Here is a 19,835-nt window from a genome sequence, read left to right as displayed (position 1 = left end):
GCGATGGGCTCACCTCGGTGCCACGGATGCGTACAACTATGCATAACCCCTGCGCCGTCGTGCCGGTCTACAACCACGAGACCGCGATCACCACTGTGGTTGATGCACTGCTCGCCAATCACCTGCCGTGCATTCTGGTGGACGACGCCAGCAGCCCGGCCTGTGCCAGGGTGCTCGATCAATTGGCGCTGCGTGACAACGTGCATCTGATCCGCCTCGCCGCCAACCAGGGCAAGGGCGGCGCGGTGATGACCGGTCTGCGTGAAGCCTCGCGCCTGGGCTTCAGCCACGCCTTGCAGGTGGACGCCGACGGCCAGCACGACCTGCAGGATGTAGAACGCTTTGTCGAACACTCACGTGCCCATCCCAAGGCCGTAATCTGCGGCTATCCGCTGTATGACGACAGCGTGCCGAAGGGTCGTTTGTACGCCCGCTACCTGACCCACGTGATGGTCTGGATCAACACCCTGTCGCTGCAGATTCGCGACTCCATGTGCGGCTATCGCCTCTACCCCCTAACTCCGGTCCTGGCGTTGATCGACGCGGCGAAGATCGGCAAGCGCATGGACTTCGACTCGGACATCCTGGTCCGCCTGGCCTGGCGCGGACAGCCGATGCAATGGCTGCAAACCAGCGTCCATTACCCGCTGGACGGTGTTTCGCATTTCCGCATGTTCCACGACAACGTATTGATTACGAGCATGCACACCCGGCTGTTCTTCGGCATGCTGCTGCGCTCGCCGATGATCCTCTGGCGACGGTGGCGCCCATGACCGTCGACAAGCAACACTGGGCCGACCGCGAGGAGCGCGGCAGTTTCTGGCTGATGAAATTCACCGCGGTCGCCGCCAGATTGCTGGGTCGTCGACTGCTGAGCCCACTGCTATACGGCATCGTGTTGTACTTTTTCCTGTTCGGTCGCAGCGCCCGTCATAGCGCCTGGCAGTACCAGCAACGGCTCGCCGACTGGAGCGGTCGCGACGAATTGCGGCCGAGCCATTGGCGGGTATTCAGCCAGTTCATGGCCTTCGCCGACTCCCTGCTCGACAAGCTCGACGTGTGGAACGGCAAGCTGGGCATCGAGCAAATCGAAATCATCGACCCGGCGTTGTTGCGTAACCAGCTACGCGGCACACGCGGGCAAATGCTGGTAGGCGCCCACCTGGGTAACCTCGAAGTCTGCCGCGCACTGGCGGAGATCGGCGAAAAGGTCACCATGAACGTGCTGGTGCACACCAAGCACGCCGAGCGCTTCAACCGTTTGCTCGGCGAAGCCGGTGCGACCAATCTGCGGCTGATCCAGGTCAGTGAACTGGACCCGGTGATCATGCTGCAACTGCACGAACGCCTGGAACGCGGCGAATGGCTGGCGATTGCCGGCGATCGTGTACCACTGCACGGCGGGCGCAGCGTGACCGTGGATTTTCTCGGTCACCCGGCAAAATTCCCGCAAGGGCCGTGGCTGCTGGCCGGCCTGCTGAAATGCCGGGTCAACCTGCTGCTGTGCCTGAAGAAACCCGATGGCGATTATCGCCTGACCCTCGAGCCCTTCGCTGACGCGATCACCTGGAAACGCAGCGACCGTGAACAGGTCATTCATCAGTGGGCCACCCGCTATGCCGAGCGCCTGAGTCACTATTGCCTCGAAGCACCTCGACAATGGTTCAACTTTTACCCTTTCTGGAAGACCGATGACGACGCCAACGCTTGAGCCTGTAATCTTCGGCGAACGCCCTTTGCGCATCGACGATGTGCTGGCCCTGGCCAACCGCCAGGCGCCGACGCAGCTGCAGGGCGACCCAACGTTCCGCCAGCGCATCGCCAAAGGCGCGCAGTTCCTCGATTCCCTGCTGGACAAGGAAGGCGTGATCTACGGCGTGACCACCGGCTATGGCGATTCCTGTGTGGTCGCGGTGCCGCTGCATCACGTCGAGGCCTTGCCGCGTCATCTGTACACTTTCCACGGCTGCGGCCTGGGCAAGCTGCTTGACGCGCAGGCCACCCGCGCGGTGCTGGCGGCACGCTTGCAGTCGCTGTGCCAGGGTGTGTCCGGGGTGCGCGTGGAGCTGCTGGAACGCCTGCAAGCATTCCTTGAACACGACATCCTGCCACTGATTCCGGAAGAAGGTTCGGTCGGCGCCAGCGGTGATCTGACGCCGTTGTCGTACGTCGCCGCTACACTGTCCGGCGAGCGTGAAGTGATGTATCGCGGCGAGCGCCGGCAAGCCGCCGATGTTCACCGCGAACTCGGCTGGCAGCCGCTGGTGCTGCGTCCCAAGGAAGCGCTGGCACTGATGAACGGTACCGCCGTGATGACCGGGCTCGCCTGCCTGGCCTACGCCCGCGCCGATTACCTGCTGCAACTGGCCACGCGCATCACCGCGTTGAACGTGGTTGCGCTGCAAGGCAACCCGGAGCATTTCGACGAGCGCCTGTTCGCCGCCAAGCCGCACCCGGGGCAGATGCAGGTCGCCGCCTGGCTGCGCAAGGATCTGGCCATCGACGCGCCAACTGCGCCGCTGCATCGCCTGCAAGACCGCTACTCGCTGCGTTGCGCTCCCCATGTCCTCGGGGTGCTGGCCGACAGCCTGAGCTGGCTGCGCTCGTTCATTGAAATCGAACTCAACAGCGCCAACGACAATCCGATCATCGATGCCGAAGCCGAACGCGTGCTGCACGGCGGGCACTTCTACGGCGGGCACATCGCGTTCGCCATGGACAGCTTGAAGAACCTCGTGGCCAACGTCGCCGACCTGCTGGATCGACAACTCGCCCTGTTGGTGGATGAACGCTACAACCACGGGTTGCCCAGCAACCTGTCCGGTGCCACAGCCGATCGCGCCATGCTCAACCACGGCTTCAAGGCGGTGCAGATCGGTGCCAGCGCCTGGACCGCCGAAGCGCTGAAAAACACCATGCCCGCCAGCGTTTTCTCGCGTTCCACCGAGTGCCACAACCAGGACAAGGTGAGCATGGGCACCATCGCGGCCCGTGATGCGATCCGCGTGCTGGAGCTGACCGAACAGGTCGCCGCCGCCACCTTGCTGGCCGCCAACCAGGGCGTATGGCTGCGCGCTCAAGCCGAGGATGCGCGACCGCTGCCACCGGCCCTCGCGGCCATGCATGAAGCTTTGGGCCAGGATTTCCCGCCGGTCATCGAAGACCGCGCGCTGGAAGGCGAATTGCGCCTGTGCCTGCAGCGTATCGCCGCACAACACTGGAGGCTGCATGCGTAGCAAGGGAGTGCTCTACACCGATACGCAAATCCTCGTGCCGTTCTTCGACGTCGACAGGATGAACGTCGTCTGGCACGGCCATTACGTCAAATACCTGGAAATCGCCCGCTGCGCATTGCTGGACAAGATCGGCCACAACTATTTGGCGATGTCCGAGTCGGGCTATGCGTGGCCGGTGATCGACCTGCAATTGCGCTACATACGCGGCGCGCAGTTCGGCCAGACGCTTAACGTGCGCGCCAATCTGGTGGAATGGGAGAACCGGTTGAAGATCAACTACCTGATCAGCGACCTGGAAACCGGCGAACGCCTGACCCGTGGGGTTTCCGTACAGGTCGCCGTCGACATGAGCAATCGCGAAATGCAATTGGCCTCGCCGAAGGTGTTCACCGACGCCGTGGCGAGGGTGCTGGCATGAACGCGCTCGGCAAATGCCTGGGCACTTTGCTGCTGCTCGGCTTGTGCTCGATGGCCAATGCCTTCGACCTGCAACAGCTCAGCGCGCAACTGGCCAGGCCCGATGTCATCCACGGCCAATTCATCCAGGAAAAACGCCTGCGTGCCCTGCCCCAGCCACTGACCAGCAAGGGCACTTTCGTCCTGGCGAAAAATCACGGCCTGTTGTGGCTACTCAAGACGCCGTTGCAACAGGACTACCGCATCACCGCCACCGGCATTGCCCGGCGTGATGCCAGCGGCTGGCAGATGTTGCCGGGCAAGAGCGCCGGGGCTGAGCAGAACCGCTTGTTCCTGGCCGTTCTGCAAGGTGACAGCAGCGGACTGCAGCGCGATTTCGAGCTGTCGCTCAGTGGCGATGCACAGGACTGGGCACTGAAGTTGACGCCACGCTCGATGCTGCTCAAGCAGGTGTTCAACCAGATCAACATCACCGGCGGCGAACTGGTAAACAGCATCGAACTGCTGGAAACCCAGGGCGACAGCACGCTGTTGCGCATGCAGGACAGCACCAGCGCGCAACCCTTGAGCGACACGGAGCAACATGACTTTGCCGAGTGAACGCAGGCTGCCGTGGCTGTTCCTGGTCCTGCTGCTGGCGGTGCTGGCGCTCGCCGGCTGGCAATGGCGCGATGGCGCCCCGCTGTCGGCCAACCTGATGGAACTGGTACCCGGCACCGCACCGGATGCGCTGGAACTGCGCGCAGAACAACGCATGCAGGAACCGCTGAACCGCGAAATGCTGGTGCTGGTTGGTCACACCGAGCGCCAGCAAGCCATTGCCATGGCGCAGACATTGGGAGATCAGTGGCAAGCCAGCGGCCTGTTCGAAAAGGTCCAGTGGAACCTGCAGGCGGACCTGCCGGCCCTGCGCACGCAACTGCTGCAAGGCCGCCTGGCCATGCTCGCGGCAGAAGATCGCGAGCAGTTGATCGAGCACCCCGAGGCCTTTATCCAGCAACGGGTGCAGGCGCTGTTTGACCCGTTCAGCGGCTTCAGCCTGGTGCCGAGCCAGGACGACTGGCTGGGCCTGACCGGGCGCATCCAGAACAGCCAGCCACAGCACGGTGCCGTGCAACTGGACATCGGCAGTGGCGCCCTTATCGCCGAGGCGGATGGCAAGCACTGGGTACTGCTGCGGGCGCGGACCACCGGCAATGCTTTCGACATGAACCTGCCACTGCAGGTGGCCGACCTGCTCGCGCACAGCCGTGAGGAGGCCGCCCGGGCCGATGTGCAACTGCTGGCCGCGAGTGGTTTGTTGTACGCCGCCAATGGCCAGCGCCAGGCGTCCCGCGAGATGACCTGGGTCGGTGGCGGTGCCACGGTCGGAATCCTGTTGTTGCTATTGCTGGCCTTCCGTCGCTGGCGTGTCTTGCTGGCGTTTGTCCCGGTGCTGGTGGGCATGCTGTTCGGCGCGGTGGCCTGCGTGGCACTGTTCGGCCACATGCATGTGATGACGCTGGTGTTGGGTTCGAGCCTGATCGGCGTCGCCGTCGATTACCCGCTGCATTACCTGTCCAAGAGCTGGAGCCTGAAACCCTGGCACAGCTGGCCGGCGCTACGGCTGACCTTGCCGGGCCTGACCCTGAGCCTGATCACCAGCGCCATCGGCTACCTGGCCCTGGCCTGGACGCCATTCCCGGCGCTGACCCAGATTGCCGTGTTCTCGGCGGCGGGGCTGCTGGGTGCCTATTTGTCCGCGGTGTGCCTGCTGCCGGCACTGCTCAAGAGTGTCGAGCTGCGCCCGGCGCAATGGCCACTGCGGCTTTGCGAGTTTTTACTGGGACGCCGCGAAGCGCTGCTCAGGTATTTGAGCACCCCGGTGTTGCTGGCGCTGCTGATCGCTTTTTGTGCCGGCGGCCTGCTGCAACTGCAGACCCGAAACGACATCCGCCAGTGGGTGGGTGCCCCGCAACAGTTGACTGACGAAGCGCAGACCATTGCACGAATCACCGGCTACCAACCCACCAGCCAGTTCTTCCTGGTGCAGGCGGCCGACCAACAGCAATTGCTCGAACGTCAGGGCGCCCTGATTGAACGTCTGGACCAGTTGGTCAGCCTGGAGAAACTCCAGGGTTACCTGTCGCTCAATCAACTGGTCAGCCCGCCCAGCGAACAGCGCAAGGTGCGCGAAGCGTTGAGCAAATTGCCGCCGTTCTGGCAGCCGTTGCTCGATGTCGGCGTACCCGCACAGGCGCTGCAAGCGGAGCTGAGCCAGTTGCTGGCATTGCCCGTCGAAGACATCGACAGCGCGCTGGCCGGTCCGTTGGCCGAGCCTTATCGCCTGTTGTGGCTGGGGCCGACCGCTGACGGCGTGGCAGCGATGGTCAGCTTGCAGGGCCTGAACAATCCTGCCCTGTTGCGGGTACAAGCCGAGGATCTGCCAGGTGTGAAACTGGTGGATCGATTGGGCGAATTGAACAGTGTATTCGCCGCCACCCAGATCAGTGCCGCAGAACTGAAACTCGCTTCCTGCGTGCTGATCGTGCTGGTGCTTATCCTGCCGTTCGGTCCTGGCGGCGCACTGCGTATTGTGTCCCTGCCGTTGCTGGCGGCCTTGTGCAGCTTGGCCAGTCTCGGCTGGCTGGGGCAGCCGTTGACCCTGTTCAGCCTGTTCGGCCTGCTGCTGGTGACGGCGATCAGCGTCGACTACGCCATCCTCATGCGCGAACAGGTCGGTGGCGCCGCCGTGAGCCTGCTGGGCACCTTGCTGGCCGCACTGACCACCTGGCTGTCGTTTGGCCTACTGGCGGTGTCGAGCACACCGGCGGTGAGCAACTTCGGCCTGTCAGTGAGCCTGGGCCTGATCTTCAGCTTCCTGCTCGCGCCCTGGGCCGGTCGCCAGGTGCATGCCGCCAGCCTCACGGAACCGACAACATGATGATTGCGCTGTTCTGGGCCATGGCCTTGGTACTGTTCGCCCTTGCGACCCGGCTCGGTCGGCATTTCGGCCTGATTCCAATCGTCAGCCAGTTGTTGCTGGCGACCCTCGGCCTGCCCCTGCTGATGTACTTCTGGATCGAACCGCAATGGCAGCTGAGCGGCGCGGCGCTGGTGTCACCCGGCTGGCTGAAGAACCTCTACAGCCTGAGTTTCGCGCTGCTACTGGGCTATATCCTCAGCGATGTGATCGACCTGCAACTGGACCGCCAGAGCCTGAAAATCGCCCTGCCGAGTTTCTGCGTTCCGTTCGCCTGCGGCCTGGCCACGGCCATCTGGCTGCTGCCGCCGCAACCCTGGATCAGTTCGCTGGCGGTCGGCCTGCTGTTCGCCATTACCGCGATCCCGGTGTTGTACCTGTACCTGCGGCACATCGCCTACCCGCACACCGCCACCCGGCGCCTGGTGCAAACCGCGATCATCATCGACCTGGCTTGCTGGACCCTGTTCGCCCTCGCCCAGGGCAGCCTGCACCTGAGCAGCCTGCTGCTGCCCCTGGCCGGCGCGTGCCTGCCCGTGCTCCTGCGCTTGCTGGGCCTGCGGCAAACGTGGCTCTACAGCCTGGGCTTTTTCACGTTGCTGGTGGTCGCCGAACACTACAAGCTCAATGCCCTGATTTTCGGCATCGGTTATGTACTGATCATGGCGGCCCTCAAGGCACCGCTGATCCTGCCGTTGCCGGCGATCTGGATGAGCCGCTTGCAGACCTACATCGCCATTCCACTGATCCTCACGTTCGGTATCGTGCAGATCAACGTGCACAGCGCAATGGACAGCCTGGGCTGGGTGCAGCTTGCGGCCCTGCTGCTGTTGCCGATTGCCAGCAAGTTGCTGGGCAACTGGCTCGGCCTGGGCTGGGCCGGCGCCTCGTTCCAGGGCGCCAGCCGCTGGCGCGAAAGCGTGCTGCTGAACATTCGCGGCTTGAGCGAAATCGTCTTTCTCAACCTGCTGCTGCAACAACAGCTCATCAGCCCGGCGCTGTACTTTGCGTTGATGCTGATGGGCCTGATCGCGACCCTGCTGCCAGCACTGGCCGGCATGCATAAAGTCCCAATGATAGCTGCCGCCCCGGCAAGGAGCCCCCATGCCAATCGTTGAAACGCAACGTCGTCAGATCGTGGTGATCGGCGCGGGTCCCTCAGGGGCCATCGCCGCCGCGCTGCTCAAGCGCAAGGGACATGACGTACTGGTGATCGAGCGCCAGCATTTCCCACGATTTTCCATCGGCGAAAGCCTGTTGTCCCACTGCCTGGATTTCGTCGAGGAAGCGGGCATGCTCGACGCCGTCAACGCCGCGGGTTTCCAACTGAAAACCGGGGCCGCGTTTGCCTGGGGCGAGCGTTACAGCACCTTCGATTTCGGCGACACATTCACGCCGGGCAAGCCGACGACTTTCCAGGTCCAGCGCGCGGACTTCGACAAACTGCTGGCTGATCAGGCCGCACTGCAAGGCGTGGAAATCCGCTATGGCGAAACCATCGTCAGCGTCGATATCGATCAGGCCAGGCCGTTGCTCGGCGTACGGCGCGAAGACGGCAGCGAGTACCGCATCGAGGCTGACTTCATGCTCGACGCCAGCGGATACGGCCGCGTCCTCCCGCGCCTGCTCGACCTTGAAGCACCGTCGAATTTCCCGGTACGCCAGGCGGTGTTCACCCATGTCGAAGACCATATCGACCACCCGAACTTCGATCGCACCAAAATCCTCATCACCACCCACCCTGTGCAGCGTGACGTCTGGTTCTGGACCATTCCGTTCAGCAATGGCCGCTGCTCGGTCGGCGTGGTGGCCGCGGCGGAACACTTCGAGGGCCGCAGCGACAACCTCGACGATTGCCTGCGCGGCTTCATTGCCGAGACCCCCAGCCTCGCCGGGGTACTGGACAACGCTGTGTGGGACACGCCGGCACGCACCATCGGCGGATACTCCGCCAATGTGAAAACCCTGCACGGGCCGGGTTTTGCGTTGCTGGGCAATGCGGCGGAATTTCTCGACCCAGTGTTTTCCTCCGGCGTGACCATCGCCATGCGCTCGGCGAGCATGGCCGCCGGGGTGCTGCACCGCCAGCTGCAAGGCGAGGCCGTTGACTGGCAGCGTGAATTCGCCGAACCGCTCAAGCGCGGGGTCGATACGTTCCGCTGCTACGTCGAGGGCTGGTACGCCGGGACGTTCCAGGACGTGATTTACTACCCTGATGGCACTGCGGAGATTCGGCGCATGATCAGCTCGATCCTCGCCGGTTATGCCTGGGACGAACGCAATCCATTCGTCGCCGAACCGAAACGTCGACTGCGAATGTTGTCAGAACTCTGTGCACGGGATGCGACATGACTGACAAGCGCTACGTAGTGCGCAAGCCCGTTGAAGGGTGTGCCTGATGATTCGATGCCTGCTGCTCGGTTGCATCCTGTTGCTGTGCGCCTGCGCCAGCCAGGCGCCGCTGCCCGAACAGACCCCAAACGTGGCGTTGCCGCTGCAATTGCACATCCAGCGCCTGCAAGACCAACAGCGACTGGATTGGGTACTGGTCATCCAGCGTGAAGGCCCTGCCATTCGCTGGTCGATGATGGACTTGCTGGGCATTCCCCAGGCCCGTCAGAAGCTGATCGATGGCCATTGGCACGCCGATGGCCTGTTGCCGCCCAACCCGGAAGCCCGGGAGCTGTTCGCCGCGTTGCTGTTTGCGCTAACCCCCAGGGATGAACTGCCTGGCAACTATCCGCAGGCGTGGCAACACGGGGCGCAACGCTCGCTGCCGGCGCGCTGGGACGTCCGTTACTCACAACCATTGAGCTTCGAATTGAATTTGCCCAAAGGCCCGACATATCAAATCACGCCCCTGAGCGGTGACGCACCATGACGGCTTATCTCAATGCCCTCGGGGTCGTCTGCGCCCTGGGCCGCGACAAGCACGAAGTTGCCCGCAACCTGTTCGCCGGCGATTGCTCCGGCATGCGCAGCGAAGCTGGCTGGGTGCCCGAGCGGTCATTGCCGGTGGGCGCGGTCCAGGGCGCACTCGTGCCGATTCCCGCGGAGCTGACCTGCCAACGCAGCCGCAACAATCAATTGCTGATGGAGGCCGTGCTGCAAATTCGCGGTGACATCGATCAGGCCATCCAGGCCTACGGCAGCGACCGCATAGGTATCGTACTGGGCACCAGTACGTCGGGCATCGAGGAAGCCAGCCAGGGCCTGGCCCGTTATGTGCGCGAACAGCAATTCCCGGCCGAATACGATTACCAGCAACAGGAACTCGGCGCTCCGGCGAACTTTCTTGCCGACTGGCTGCAATTGAGCGGCCCGGCCTATGTGATTTCCACCGCCTGCACTTCCAGCGCACGCGCTTTGATGAGTGCCCAGCGCCTGCTCGACCTGGGCGTGTGCGACGTGGTGCTGTGCGGGGGTGTCGACACCCTGTGCAAGCTGACCCTCAACGGGTTCTCGGCACTCGAAGCGGTGTCCGGGCAACGCTGCAATCCTTTTTCGGTGAACCGCAACGGCATCAATATCGGCGAAGCCGCCGTGTTGTTCCTGATGAGCAAACAGCCTGGCGACAGCCAGCCGATTGCCCTGCTGGGCAGTGGCGCCAGTTCCGATGCACACCACATTTCCGCGCCGGAACCTACCGGCCGCGGCGCCCAACAGGCGATGCGCAAGGCGTTGAGCCGGGCCAGCCTGCAACCCGGGCAGATCGCCTACCTGAACCTGCATGGCACCGCCACCCCGCACAACGACGCCATGGAAAGCCACGCGGTGGCGGCCTTGTTCCCGGCCGGCGTGCCCTGTTCTTCGACCAAACCCATGACCGGTCATACCCTTGGTGCGGCTGGCGCGCTGGAAGCCGCGTTCTGCTGGTTGAGCCTGAGTGACGACAACCGCGAGCACAGCCTGGCGCCCCATGTCTGGGACGGCCAAGCCGATCCCGAACTGCCCGCCCTGAAATGGGTGACTCCCGCCGATCGCCTGGCGTCCACTGGACCTCGCTACCTGATGAGCAATTCCTTCGCCTTCGGTGGCAACAACGTCAGCCTGATTATCGGAGACGCCCCATGATTGACTGGCCGCTCGCCGAACTGCTGCCCCATGCTGGCGACATGATTCTCATCGACGAGATCCTGGCATTCGATGAAGAACAGATTCATACCCGCATGAGGGTCAAGCCCGACGGCCTGTTCAACCTCCCCGACGGCAGCCTGCCGGCCTGGGTCGGGATTGAACTGATGGCCCAGAGCGTCGCGGCCTTCGCCGGTTGCCAGGCGCGCCAGCGTGGCGATGCCGTGGAGCTGGGTTTTTTGCTCGGTTCCCGCAAGTTCGAATGCAACGTCGACCGTTTTCCCGCCGGCACCGAGCTGACCCTGCATGGCATCCGCTCGCTGGAAGATGACAACGGCATGGGCGTGTTCGAATGCCACATCAACGCACCCGGCATTCACGCCAGCGCCCGCCTGAACGTGTACCGCCCGCCCCAGGCGGCTCAATATCTTCATGAATCCGAAGGAGTCCAGTCATGACTGAATTCGTACTGGTCACCGGTTCCAGCCGTGGCATCGGCCGCGCCATCGCCCTGCGCCTGGCCCAAGCCGGGCACGACATCGTGCTGCATTGCCGCAGTGGCCTGGCGGATGCCCAAGCCGTGCAAGGCGAAATCGAGGCCCTGGGGCGCACTGCGCGCATCCTGCAATTCGATGTGTCCGACCGCGCAGGCTGCAAAGCCATTCTCGAGGCCGACGTCGAAACCCATGGCGCCTATTACGGCGTGGTGCTCAACGCCGGGCTGACGCGTGACGGTGCTTTTCCGGCGCTGAGCGAGGATGATTGGGATGTGGTGATGCGCACCAACCTCGACGGTTTCTACAACGTGCTGCACCCGGTGATGATGCCGATGATCCGTCGGCGTGCCGCCGGGCGGATTGTTTGCATCACCTCGGTGTCCGGCTTGATCGGCAATCGCGGCCAGGTCAACTACAGCGCTTCGAAGGCCGGACTGATCGGTGCGGCGAAGGCGTTGGCGATCGAGCTGGGCAAGCGCAAGATCACCGTCAACTGTGTCGCACCCGGCCTGATCGACACAGCCATGCTCGATGAAAACGTGCCGGTGGAAGAAATGATGAAGATGATCCCCGCACAGCGCATGGGCACCCCTGAAGAGGTGGCCGGCGCAGTGAATTTCCTGATGTCGGCGGAAGCCTCGTACATCACCCGGCAGGTTCTGGCCGTCAATGGAGGCCTGTGCTGATGAAGCGCGTCGTCGTCACCGGCATGGCCGGCATCACCTCGCTGGGCAGCGATTGGGAATCCATCGCCGACCACTTCGCAGCCAACCGCAGCGGCATCCGCCGCATGGATGAATGGGACCGCTTTACCGAACTCAATACGCGCCTGGCCGGGCCCATCGATGACTTCATCGTGCCAAGCCACTGGACGCGCAAACAACTGCGCAGCATGGGCCGCGTTTCACGGCTGGCCGTCGGCGCAGCGGAGCGGGCGCTGGCCGATGCCGGATTGCTTGGCGACGAGTCGATCAAGGACGGGCGCATGGGCGTTGCCTGCGGCTCCTCCACCGGTAGCACCGACGAGATCAAGGCGTTCGGCAACATGCTGCTCAACTCGGTGGCCGAAGGCCTGAACGCCAATTCCTACGTGCGCATGATGCCGCACACCACCGCGGCCAACATCAGCATCTTCTTCGGCCTCACCGGCCGCCTGATCCCCACCTCAAGCGCCTGCACCAGCGGCAGCCAGGGCATCGGCTATGCCTACGAAGCCATCAAGTTCGGCCGTCTGCCGCTGATGCTCGCCGGCGGTGCCGAGGAACTGTGCCCGACCGAAGCCATGGTGTTCGATGCGCTCTACGCCACCAGCCTGAAAAACAATGCCCCGCACACCACCCCGCGCCCCTACGACAAAGGGCGCGACGGCCTGGTGATCGGCGAAGGCGGCGGCATGCTGGTACTCGAAGAACTGGAACACGCCCTGGCGCGGGGTGCCCGTATTCATGCCGAACTCGTCGGTTTCGGCAGCAATGCCGACGGCCAGCACACCACCCGCCCGGAACAAGTCACCATGCGCCGGGCCATGGAGCTGGCCCTGGAAGACGCGGGCTTGAGCCCTGCCGACATCGGCTATGTCAACGGCCACGGCACGGCCACCGAACAGGGCGACATCGCCGAAACCCTGGCCACCAGCAGCCTGTTCGGCCAACACATGCCGATCAGTTCGCAAAAGAGCTTCCTCGGCCACACCCTTGGCGCCTGTGGCGCGCTGGAGTCCTGGTTCAGCATCGAAATGATGAACCGCGACCTGTACGCCCATACCCTGAACCTCGACGAAGTCGACCCACATTGCGGCAAGCTGGATTACCTGCGTGGTGAGTTTCGGCAGATGAGTAACCAGTATGTGATGAACAACAATTTTGCGTTTGGTGGGGTTAATACGTCGCTGATATTCAAGCGCTGGTCGTAAGGCGCACAACGACAAAGGGCGCCTTTCGGCGCCCCTTCACAAACAGGTCGGCTTGTTGCGCACCGCGACTTTGATCGCAAAAAACTCGTCTGTTTCAAGCGCCGCCCCCTCTGTAGGAGCTGGCTTGCCGGCGAAGGCGTCCTTGAGCATTACGGTGGTCTTGCGGGTGCCTTCGCTGGCAAGCCAGCTCCTACAAAGGGGTGGTGGTAGCGGCAATCCTGTTACGGCTTCAACGGCTCAACCTTCCTCGTCAACAACTCCACAAACGCCCTGGCCATCGGCGACTTCTGGTCCTTGCGCTGCACCAGCCACACCGCCGACACCGCTGCCGGATCGAGCAGCGCTCGATAGACCACGCCGTCAATGCGCATCCGCTGATAAGACGCCGGCAGCACCGACACACCCAACCCCGCGGCCACCAAACCGATAATGGTCATCGCCTCGCCGGCCTCCTGGGCGAAGTGCGGGCTGAAGCCGGCATCACGGGCCAGGCTGAGTAATTGCGCGTACAGGCCACTGCCGTAGCTGCGCGGGAAAAACACGAAGGGCTCGAGGGCCAACGCTGACAGGAACAATCCCTCTTCACTGCCATGGGCCAATGGATGTTTGGCGCTGAGCACGGCGACCAACGGCTCGCGCATCAACTCGACGACACTGAGGCAGTCCGGCAGCCCGAGGGGGCGCATGATGCCGACTTCGATCGACTCATCCACGAGTGCATCGGCGACCTGGGTGCTGCTCATTTCCCGCAGGTTCAAATGCACCGCCGGAAAACGCTGGCGAAACGAAAAAATCGCCTGGGGAATCGTTGAGTTGAACGGTGCCGACGAAGTGAAGCCGATTTTCAGCTCCCCCAGTTCGCCCAACTGCGCCCGCCGCGCGACATCCGCCGCCTTATCGACCTGCGCCAGCACCAGGCGCGCCTCTTCCAGGAACAGTCGACCGGCCTCGCTCAGTTCGACACGACGATTGGTACGCTCGAACAAGCGCGCGCCGACCTCCTGTTCCAGCGCCTGGATCTGCTGGCTCAGCGGTGGTTGGGAGATGCCCAGCACCTGTGCGGCGCGGCCGAAATGCAGTTCTTCGGCGACGGCGATGAAGTAGCGCAGATGACGCAATTCCATGAAAACCCCATTAGGTCGTTAAAGCTATCAAACAGGTCGAACAATATATTGGATTGAATCATTAGCCAGCTATATGCTTTTTTCATTGCCTGACCGGCTGCGTTCCTCCGAGGTCCACCGTGAAAACTGCTGTCGCTCCACTTACCCATGAAATTCCTCCCGCCGCACTGGACGATGTGGCTGTCGAGCTGAAAGAGATCTACATCGAAAAAGGCACGCCAGCCTTCATGCGCACCGTGCTGGCGCTGTTCTGCGGCGGCTTCGCGACGTTCGCCTTGCTCTACTGCGTGCAACCGATGATGCCGTTGCTGTCCCATGAATACTCCATCAACGCGGCACAGAGCAGCCTGATCCTGTCCGTGGCCACGGGCATGCTTGCCATCGGCCTGCTGATCACCGGCCCGATCTCCGACCGTGTCGGCCGCAAACCGGTGATGGTCGCGGCGCTGTTTGCCGCCGCACTGTGCACCATGGCCAGCGCGATGATGCCGAGCTGGCATGGCGTGCTGGCGATGCGCGCGCTGATTGGGTTGTCGTTGAGCGGCCTGGCGGCGGTTGCGATGACCTACCTGAGCGAAGAGATTCACCCGCAGCACATCGGCCTCGCCATGGGCTTGTACATCGGCGGCAATGCCATCGGCGGGATGAGCGGGCGTCTTATCACCGGTGTATTGATCGACTTCGTAAGCTGGCACACGGCAATGCTGGTGATCGGCGGCCTGGCGCTGATTGCGGCAGCGGTGTTCTGGAAAATCCTCCCTGAGTCGCGCAACTTCCGCCCCCGCTCGCTGCACCCGCGCAGCCTGGTCGACGGGTTCACCATGCACTTTCGCGACGCCGGCCTGCCGCTGCTGTTCCTCGAAGCCTTCGTGCTGATGGGTGCGTTCGTCACCTTGTTCAACTACATCGGCTACCGCTTGCTGGCCGAGCCGTATCACATGGATCAGGTGTTTGTGGGGCTGCTTTCCGTGGTGTACCTGTCGGGTATCTACAGCTCGGCGAAAATCGGCTCGCTGGCGGACAAAATCGGTCGCCGCAAAGTGCTCTGGAGCACTATCGCGCTGATGATCAGCGGCCTCGCCCTGACGATGTTTACGCCATTGCCGCTGGTCATCCTCGGCATGCTGGTCTTCACGTTCGGCTTCTTCGGTGCCCACTCGGTCGCCAGCAGCTGGATCGGCCGCCGTGCCCTCAAGGCCAAGGGCCAGGCATCGTCCTTGTACCTGTTCAGCTACTACGCCGGGGGAAGCATTGCCGGTACGGCGGGCGGCGTGTTCTGGCACCTGGGCGGCTGGAACGGGATCGGCTTGTTCATTGGCGCATTGCTGGTGGTGGCGTTGCTGGTGGCCTTGAAGCTGGCGAAGTTGCCGCCGCTGCCGGGAGCCGGCGCGACTATCTGAGCACCACACGTGCCTCCAGCACCGCGTTGCGCTTTTCCAGGGTCAAGGATTGCAGCGCGGTGCCATTGCGTTCGATGCGGTCCAGCCATGCCAGCAATGCCTTGGCGTCACCGCTGAGGCTCAGGCGCAATTGATCGCCGTCGGTGTTGACCTGATGCAATTCGAGCCCCGCCTCGGTCGCGCTTTCACTGACGTGAAGCGATAGCGGCTGGGTGACAGGCTCGCGCGTATTGCGTGGGCGCGCCAGTTGCAATTGCGCCGCCAGTGCCAGCTGCTGCTGATACTGACGCTCGGCCGTCGCAAGGCGTTGCTGCGTCGGTTGCCAGACCAGAACGAATGCCCCCACGCCAAAAGCAAACGTGCCCAACATCAGTAACAACCGCCGTTCGCGCAGCGACAGACGTTGCCAGCGCTGCAGCAGCGCCAGCCATGTGATCAACCCGCTCAACTTCATGCGCCTTGCTCCAGGGTCAGGGTCGCCTGCACCCGATCGCCTTCCTTGCTCGCGCTGTCGAGTCGCACAGGCAAACCTTGCTGGCGGCCACGTTCACGCAATAATTCCAGTTCGGTAAAACTACTGGCGGTCAGCCGGACTTTCCAACCATCGCTTTCGCGAAATTCAATGCGCTGGACATCGACGTTGCTGGCGCCAATGACTTGCTCGACGAGTTTGACCAGCCCGGCAATATGACCGTCCCGGGGGGCCGCATTCTGGCTTTGCAACGCCTTGAGTTGCAGCGCCAGGTCAACGATGCGGGTCTGGTCCGGATAAAGCGCCTTGAATTGCTGCTCGTTGCGGCTGTATAGCTGACGGGCCTGGCTTTGGACAAAGCCGATCCGCGCCTCGCTGGCGCCCCAGTCGAGAAGCACCAGCGCCAGCACGACCAGCCCGCCGAGACGCCAGGGCAGACGCTTTCGAGGCGCAGCGAAATCACCGTGCAACAGATTGATCGGCTGTCCATGCTCTGAGGTCAGCCACTGATCGATATCAGTGGCGTCTTGACGCTCGTCGCGCCACTGCATGTCCATGGGCAAGCCTGGCTTGAGCGCCAGCAAACCGTCATCCGACAAGGTCAGGCGCGCAGGCAAGCCACCACCGAGCAGCCAGCGGCCACACCACCAGATACCGAGCGCCTGGCCAGGAGGCAACACATCGGCATCGACAAATACGGATCGCACTTCAATACCTGCTTCGGCCAAGAGCGCGAGCACCGCGGCAAATCGTTCGCGGTCGATCACCATCACCGGATAGCGACCTTGCGAGTCGCGCGCACCGATGCTCAGGTGCAGCTTTTCCAGTGCCTCGCTCAGTTGCTCTTCGACGGCGAAGGCGATGGCCTGGGCACCGGGCTGGCGCCTGGACGGCCATGGATCACTGCGCAACCAGCTGCACAATTCCATGGGCAACAGCACATCGACCGCCTGCCCAGCCAGTACCTGTGCCGCTTGATCCAATCGCAGGCGCTGCCGTTCGCCGGTCGAAGTCCATCGGCAACATGGCCAGGCGAGCGTGGGCCGGGCCAAGCCTTCGGCGGTCAGGTAAAGCCAGGTTTTCATTGCGGTATCTCGCTTGCGTTCGAGGGGAGGACACGCCGTTGCAGGATCTTCAACTGACGCGTCTTTGGGTCGCGTTCGACATCGGTGGCCAGCCGCAGATGAGCCTGCCCCTGGGTCACTTGAACGGTGATGCGGTACCAGCGGCTGTCAACACCCAGGCCATGACTGTTCAAGCCCAGACCTGACAACAGCGGGTCCTGGGTAAAGGCTTGAACGCTTGGCCAGCCTGCTGCGGAACGTTGGCGTACCAGGGCTTCGGCCGTTGTGCGCTCGACACCGTCGAGCGTGCGCAACACCAGCGCCGGTGCCGTGTTGATGTTCGTCGCCGCCTCTACCGGTAACAACGCGACCCAGGGCGCCAGGCGACGCAACAGCTCAGCGTCGACGCCGGGAAGCAGTCGCAGCTGGCTGAGCTCGCGCAGCGCCCCCACTTGCTCAAGTTGCAACGACGGCAGTTCAAGCAGCGTCAGCAAACGCGCCCAGCGATTTAGCGTGACTTGATCGATCTGGCCCTGAATCAACAGGGCATTGAGGTTGAAACGCCCGGCCAGGTCCTCGATGTCGACGCGTATCTGCGCGTCTTCAACGGCGAAAGTACTGGACGGTTCAGCAATCGGCTCGCTGTCTTTTTGCTGAGCCTTGAGCACTCCCAGGCCCCAGCTTTCCCCGGCGACACCGAGTTGCCGCAGGTGCATCTGCTGTAACTGCTGCCCCGTGCTTTGCAGCAATGCGCGATGGCTGCGCAGCATGCCGCCGACGATTAACAGCGCCAGGCTCATGACCAGCAACACACTGATCAAGGCGACGCCACGTTGACCTGTCCTCATGGCAGTGCCTGCGGTAATAACAGCACCCGGCGGATCGCTTCGAAACGCCCTGCCGACATCTGCATTTCCACCGCCAGGGGCGCTCTCAGGTTCTGACCGGACGGCCAATCACCGCGCCAGCCGACCTGGCTGTCGTACAAACGCCAGCGCAGGTCTCGGACATCGCCGAGGAGTTTTTGCCGCTGCACGCTCTGGGCGCCTTCTGCCCGACTGTCGCGCCATAGCACGCCGTTGTCGAGTCGATAGGTCAGCAGCTGTCGCTCACTGCGCGGCAAGTCCAGCGGATTGCGCCAATTGCCGCGCAACAGCTGCAACTGCGACGGCTCAAGCACGACCGGCTGTTGCGCGATGTGCAGCAGGTCGCGCTCGATCACGGCCACGGCGCGTTGCAGGTTTCGAAACTCACGTTCGTGGCTCTGCGTGCCTTGCTGCACACGCACCACACCGTCGAACAGCGTCCAGCTGGCCAGCCCCAACAAGGCGAAAATCGAGATGGCAATCACCAGTTCCAGCAGGGTGAATCCGCCTTGCTCATTCATGACGATTGGCTATCCAGCCACTGGTGCGGAACAGGGTCTGGTCACGACCGGCGAGGCCGACTTCGACCTCGACCGGCACCCCATGCGGATCGCTCGCCACGCCGACGTATTGACGCACCACCCAGTCGCGACTCCCCATGCTCACCACCTGTTGTGACTGTGCACTCACGGGGAATGATTGCAGGCGCATCTCGTTCAGCTGGTTGTCTGCCACCCAGGCCGCGAGAAGGCGCTCTTCGGCAGTGCCTGCCTGCTTCACCACGTATTGGCTGGCGGACAGCACCGCCGTCGCCAGGGTCGCGAAAATCGCCAGGGCCACCATGACTTCAAGCAAGGTGAATCCGCCCATGCGAGACATGAACGACGGCTCAGTCATCGACCATCACCTCACCGATGCCATCGCCGGTCACCGTCGCCCAGATCCTGTCCTGGCCTGCGAACGCCAGTGTGAAACTGCTGGTTTCATCGCTGCTGTACAGCAGAATCTGGGGAGGGCCGGCGTCAGCGCCCAGCCGCATGGAATATCCCTCCTGCTCAAGGCTCAGCCGCATGCTCTCGGGCCATCGGTAGAAGGCTGCCAGTGGTTCCCAGCTACGCCCATCGAGGCGCATTGCCCGGTACCCTTCGGCGCTCAGCCGCAGGCCGTATTCCCGCCCTTCGAGCACTGCCTGTTCCCGCAGTTGGCGGATGACGCCAGCCAAGGCGCCCGCTTCCTGCCGAGCTTGCTGTACCGGGTTAACGCCGGTGGCAAGACTCACCATGCCCACCAGCACGCCGATCAAGACGATCACTATCATCATTTCCAGCAAGGTAAATCCCCGACAACGGCGCGGCATGCTTCAACCACCCCAATTGCCGATTTCCGCCGCGTGCCCTTCGCCACCCGCTACGCCATCAGAGCCGAGGGAATACAAGTCGTAGCCGCCATCGACCGATTTAACACCGGGATTGAGGTACTGATACGGCGTGCCCCACGGATCGACGGGCAAACTTTTCAGGTAACCCTGTGGGTTCCAGTTCCGCGGCGCCGGCACCCCGGAAGGATGCTTGCTCAAGGCCTCCAGCCCCTGCTGCGTGGAGGGGTAGTGGAAGTTGTCGAGGCGATACATTTCCAGGGCGGTGGCGATAGCCTGCAGATCGACGTTGGCAGCGGTGACTTTGGCCTGGTCGGGACGGCTCATGAACTGCGGCACCACGATTGCCCCCAGGATGCCGATGATGACGACCACCACCATGATCTCGATCAGGGTAAAACCGTGCTGGGAAGTTCTGTGACGTAAAGCGTTCATG

At 63.0% G+C, this 19,835-nt stretch carries 22 protein-coding genes; 14 read left to right on the top strand and 8 right to left on the bottom strand.

The window, feature by feature from the left end:
* The first annotated feature begins 38 nt into the window (after positions 1-38).
* The 13 genes from HFK74_RS13615 to HFK74_RS13555 are packed head-to-tail and all read left to right on the top strand — an operon-like array spanning position 39 to position 13,098.
* Positions 39-773 (top strand): glycosyltransferase family 2 protein, encoded by a 735-nt coding sequence (locus HFK74_RS13615; protein ID WP_180204147.1) that lies wholly within the window; start codon positions 39-41, stop codon positions 771-773.
* On the top strand, positions 770-1,711 hold the full coding sequence (locus tag HFK74_RS13610; protein WP_180203950.1) for a glycosyl transferase: 942 nt from the start codon (positions 770-772) through the stop codon (positions 1,709-1,711). The genes HFK74_RS13615 and HFK74_RS13610 overlap by 4 nt, the downstream gene beginning before the upstream one ends.
* Positions 1,692-3,236: a histidine ammonia-lyase gene (gene hutH / locus HFK74_RS13605; protein ID WP_180203949.1), complete on the top strand. Its 1,545-nt coding sequence runs from the start codon at positions 1,692-1,694 to the stop codon at positions 3,234-3,236. The genes HFK74_RS13610 and hutH overlap by 20 nt, the downstream gene beginning before the upstream one ends.
* Entirely contained in the window at positions 3,229-3,654 is a 426-nt protein-coding gene (locus tag HFK74_RS13600; RefSeq protein ID WP_008058169.1) for a thioesterase family protein, read from the top strand. The genes hutH and HFK74_RS13600 overlap by 8 nt, the downstream gene beginning before the upstream one ends.
* The gene (locus tag HFK74_RS13595) at positions 3,651-4,253 is read left to right on the top strand and encodes an outer membrane lipoprotein carrier protein LolA (protein ID WP_180203948.1); all 603 of its coding nucleotides are present in this window, start codon (positions 3,651-3,653) and stop codon (positions 4,251-4,253) included. The genes HFK74_RS13600 and HFK74_RS13595 overlap by 4 nt, the downstream gene beginning before the upstream one ends.
* A complete protein-coding gene (locus tag HFK74_RS13590) occupies positions 4,237-6,576 on the top strand; it encodes an MMPL family transporter (protein ID WP_180203947.1) in 2,340 nt (779 codons plus the stop codon). The genes HFK74_RS13595 and HFK74_RS13590 overlap by 17 nt, the downstream gene beginning before the upstream one ends.
* Positions 6,573-7,733 carry a sodium:proton antiporter gene (locus HFK74_RS13585; protein ID WP_180203946.1) on the top strand — a complete coding sequence of 387 codons (1,161 nt, stop codon included), beginning with the start codon at positions 6,573-6,575 and terminating at the stop codon, positions 7,731-7,733. Before HFK74_RS13590 ends, HFK74_RS13585 begins: the two co-directional genes overlap by 4 nt.
* The gene (locus HFK74_RS13580) at positions 7,720-8,967 is read left to right on the top strand and encodes an NAD(P)/FAD-dependent oxidoreductase (RefSeq protein ID WP_180203945.1); all 1,248 of its coding nucleotides are present in this window, start codon (positions 7,720-7,722) and stop codon (positions 8,965-8,967) included. Before HFK74_RS13585 ends, HFK74_RS13580 begins: the two co-directional genes overlap by 14 nt.
* Before the next feature lie 46 nt (positions 8,968-9,013).
* Positions 9,014-9,496: a hypothetical protein gene (locus HFK74_RS13575; RefSeq protein ID WP_180203944.1), complete on the top strand. Its 483-nt coding sequence runs from the start codon at positions 9,014-9,016 to the stop codon at positions 9,494-9,496.
* The gene (locus HFK74_RS13570) at positions 9,493-10,689 is read left to right on the top strand and encodes a beta-ketoacyl-[acyl-carrier-protein] synthase family protein (protein WP_180203943.1); all 1,197 of its coding nucleotides are present in this window, start codon (positions 9,493-9,495) and stop codon (positions 10,687-10,689) included. The genes HFK74_RS13575 and HFK74_RS13570 overlap by 4 nt, the downstream gene beginning before the upstream one ends.
* Positions 10,686-11,147 carry a hotdog family protein gene (locus HFK74_RS13565; protein WP_180203942.1) on the top strand — a complete coding sequence of 154 codons (462 nt, stop codon included), beginning with the start codon at positions 10,686-10,688 and terminating at the stop codon, positions 11,145-11,147. The genes HFK74_RS13570 and HFK74_RS13565 overlap by 4 nt, the downstream gene beginning before the upstream one ends.
* Positions 11,144-11,872, top strand: a complete 729-nt coding sequence (fabG, locus tag HFK74_RS13560; RefSeq protein ID WP_180203941.1) for a 3-oxoacyl-ACP reductase FabG — start codon at positions 11,144-11,146, stop codon at positions 11,870-11,872. Before HFK74_RS13565 ends, fabG begins: the two co-directional genes overlap by 4 nt.
* A complete protein-coding gene (locus tag HFK74_RS13555; RefSeq protein ID WP_180203940.1) occupies positions 11,872-13,098 on the top strand; it encodes a beta-ketoacyl-ACP synthase in 1,227 nt (408 codons plus the stop codon). The genes fabG and HFK74_RS13555 overlap by 1 nt, the downstream gene beginning before the upstream one ends.
* Before the next feature lie 221 nt (positions 13,099-13,319).
* Here the strand turns inward: HFK74_RS13555 and HFK74_RS13550 are convergent, their stop codons facing one another.
* Complete coding sequence (locus HFK74_RS13550) at positions 13,320-14,222, bottom strand: LysR family transcriptional regulator (RefSeq protein WP_180203939.1); 903 nt, start codon at positions 14,220-14,222, stop codon at positions 13,320-13,322.
* 119 nt (positions 14,223-14,341) lie between these two features.
* Here HFK74_RS13550 and HFK74_RS13545 point away from each other — a divergent pair, with 119 nt between their 5' ends.
* Positions 14,342-15,622 carry an MFS transporter gene (locus tag HFK74_RS13545; RefSeq protein WP_180203938.1) on the top strand — a complete coding sequence of 427 codons (1,281 nt, stop codon included), beginning with the start codon at positions 14,342-14,344 and terminating at the stop codon, positions 15,620-15,622.
* Here HFK74_RS13545 and gspM read toward each other — a convergent pair.
* Genes gspM through gspG form a run of 7 tightly spaced genes read right to left on the bottom strand, consistent with a single transcriptional unit; the run spans position 15,615 to position 19,834 of the window.
* Positions 15,615-16,076, bottom strand: a complete 462-nt coding sequence (gene gspM, locus HFK74_RS13540; protein ID WP_180203937.1) for a type II secretion system protein GspM — start codon at positions 16,074-16,076, stop codon at positions 15,615-15,617. The two genes, HFK74_RS13545 and gspM, sit on opposite strands and share 8 nt — an antisense overlap.
* Complete coding sequence (gene gspL, locus HFK74_RS13535; RefSeq protein ID WP_180203936.1) at positions 16,073-17,179, bottom strand: type II secretion system protein GspL; 1,107 nt, start codon at positions 17,177-17,179, stop codon at positions 16,073-16,075. Before gspL ends, gspM begins: the two co-directional genes overlap by 4 nt.
* Complete coding sequence (locus HFK74_RS13530) at positions 17,176-18,006, bottom strand: type II secretion system protein GspK (RefSeq protein WP_180203935.1); 831 nt, start codon at positions 18,004-18,006, stop codon at positions 17,176-17,178. Before HFK74_RS13530 ends, gspL begins: the two co-directional genes overlap by 4 nt.
* Complete coding sequence (locus HFK74_RS13525) at positions 18,003-18,545, bottom strand: type II secretion system protein GspJ (protein WP_180203934.1); 543 nt, start codon at positions 18,543-18,545, stop codon at positions 18,003-18,005. The genes HFK74_RS13530 and HFK74_RS13525 overlap by 4 nt, the downstream gene beginning before the upstream one ends.
* Complete coding sequence (gene gspI, locus HFK74_RS13520) at positions 18,538-18,921, bottom strand: type II secretion system minor pseudopilin GspI (protein ID WP_180203933.1); 384 nt, start codon at positions 18,919-18,921, stop codon at positions 18,538-18,540. Before gspI ends, HFK74_RS13525 begins: the two co-directional genes overlap by 8 nt.
* Entirely contained in the window at positions 18,914-19,381 is a 468-nt protein-coding gene (gene gspH, locus HFK74_RS13515) for a type II secretion system minor pseudopilin GspH (protein WP_180203932.1), read from the bottom strand. Before gspH ends, gspI begins: the two co-directional genes overlap by 8 nt.
* Positions 19,382-19,384: 3 nt before the next feature.
* On the bottom strand, positions 19,385-19,834 hold the full coding sequence (gspG, locus tag HFK74_RS13510) for a type II secretion system major pseudopilin GspG (RefSeq protein WP_180203931.1): 450 nt from the start codon (positions 19,832-19,834) through the stop codon (positions 19,385-19,387).
* Between the last annotated feature and the right edge of the window lies 1 nt (position 19,835).

The organism is Pseudomonas sp. SbOxS1, assembly GCF_013416725.1.
GTDB lineage: Bacteria > Pseudomonadota > Gammaproteobacteria > Pseudomonadales > Pseudomonadaceae > Aquipseudomonas.
This window is presented reverse-complemented; position numbering and strand designations above follow the sequence as displayed.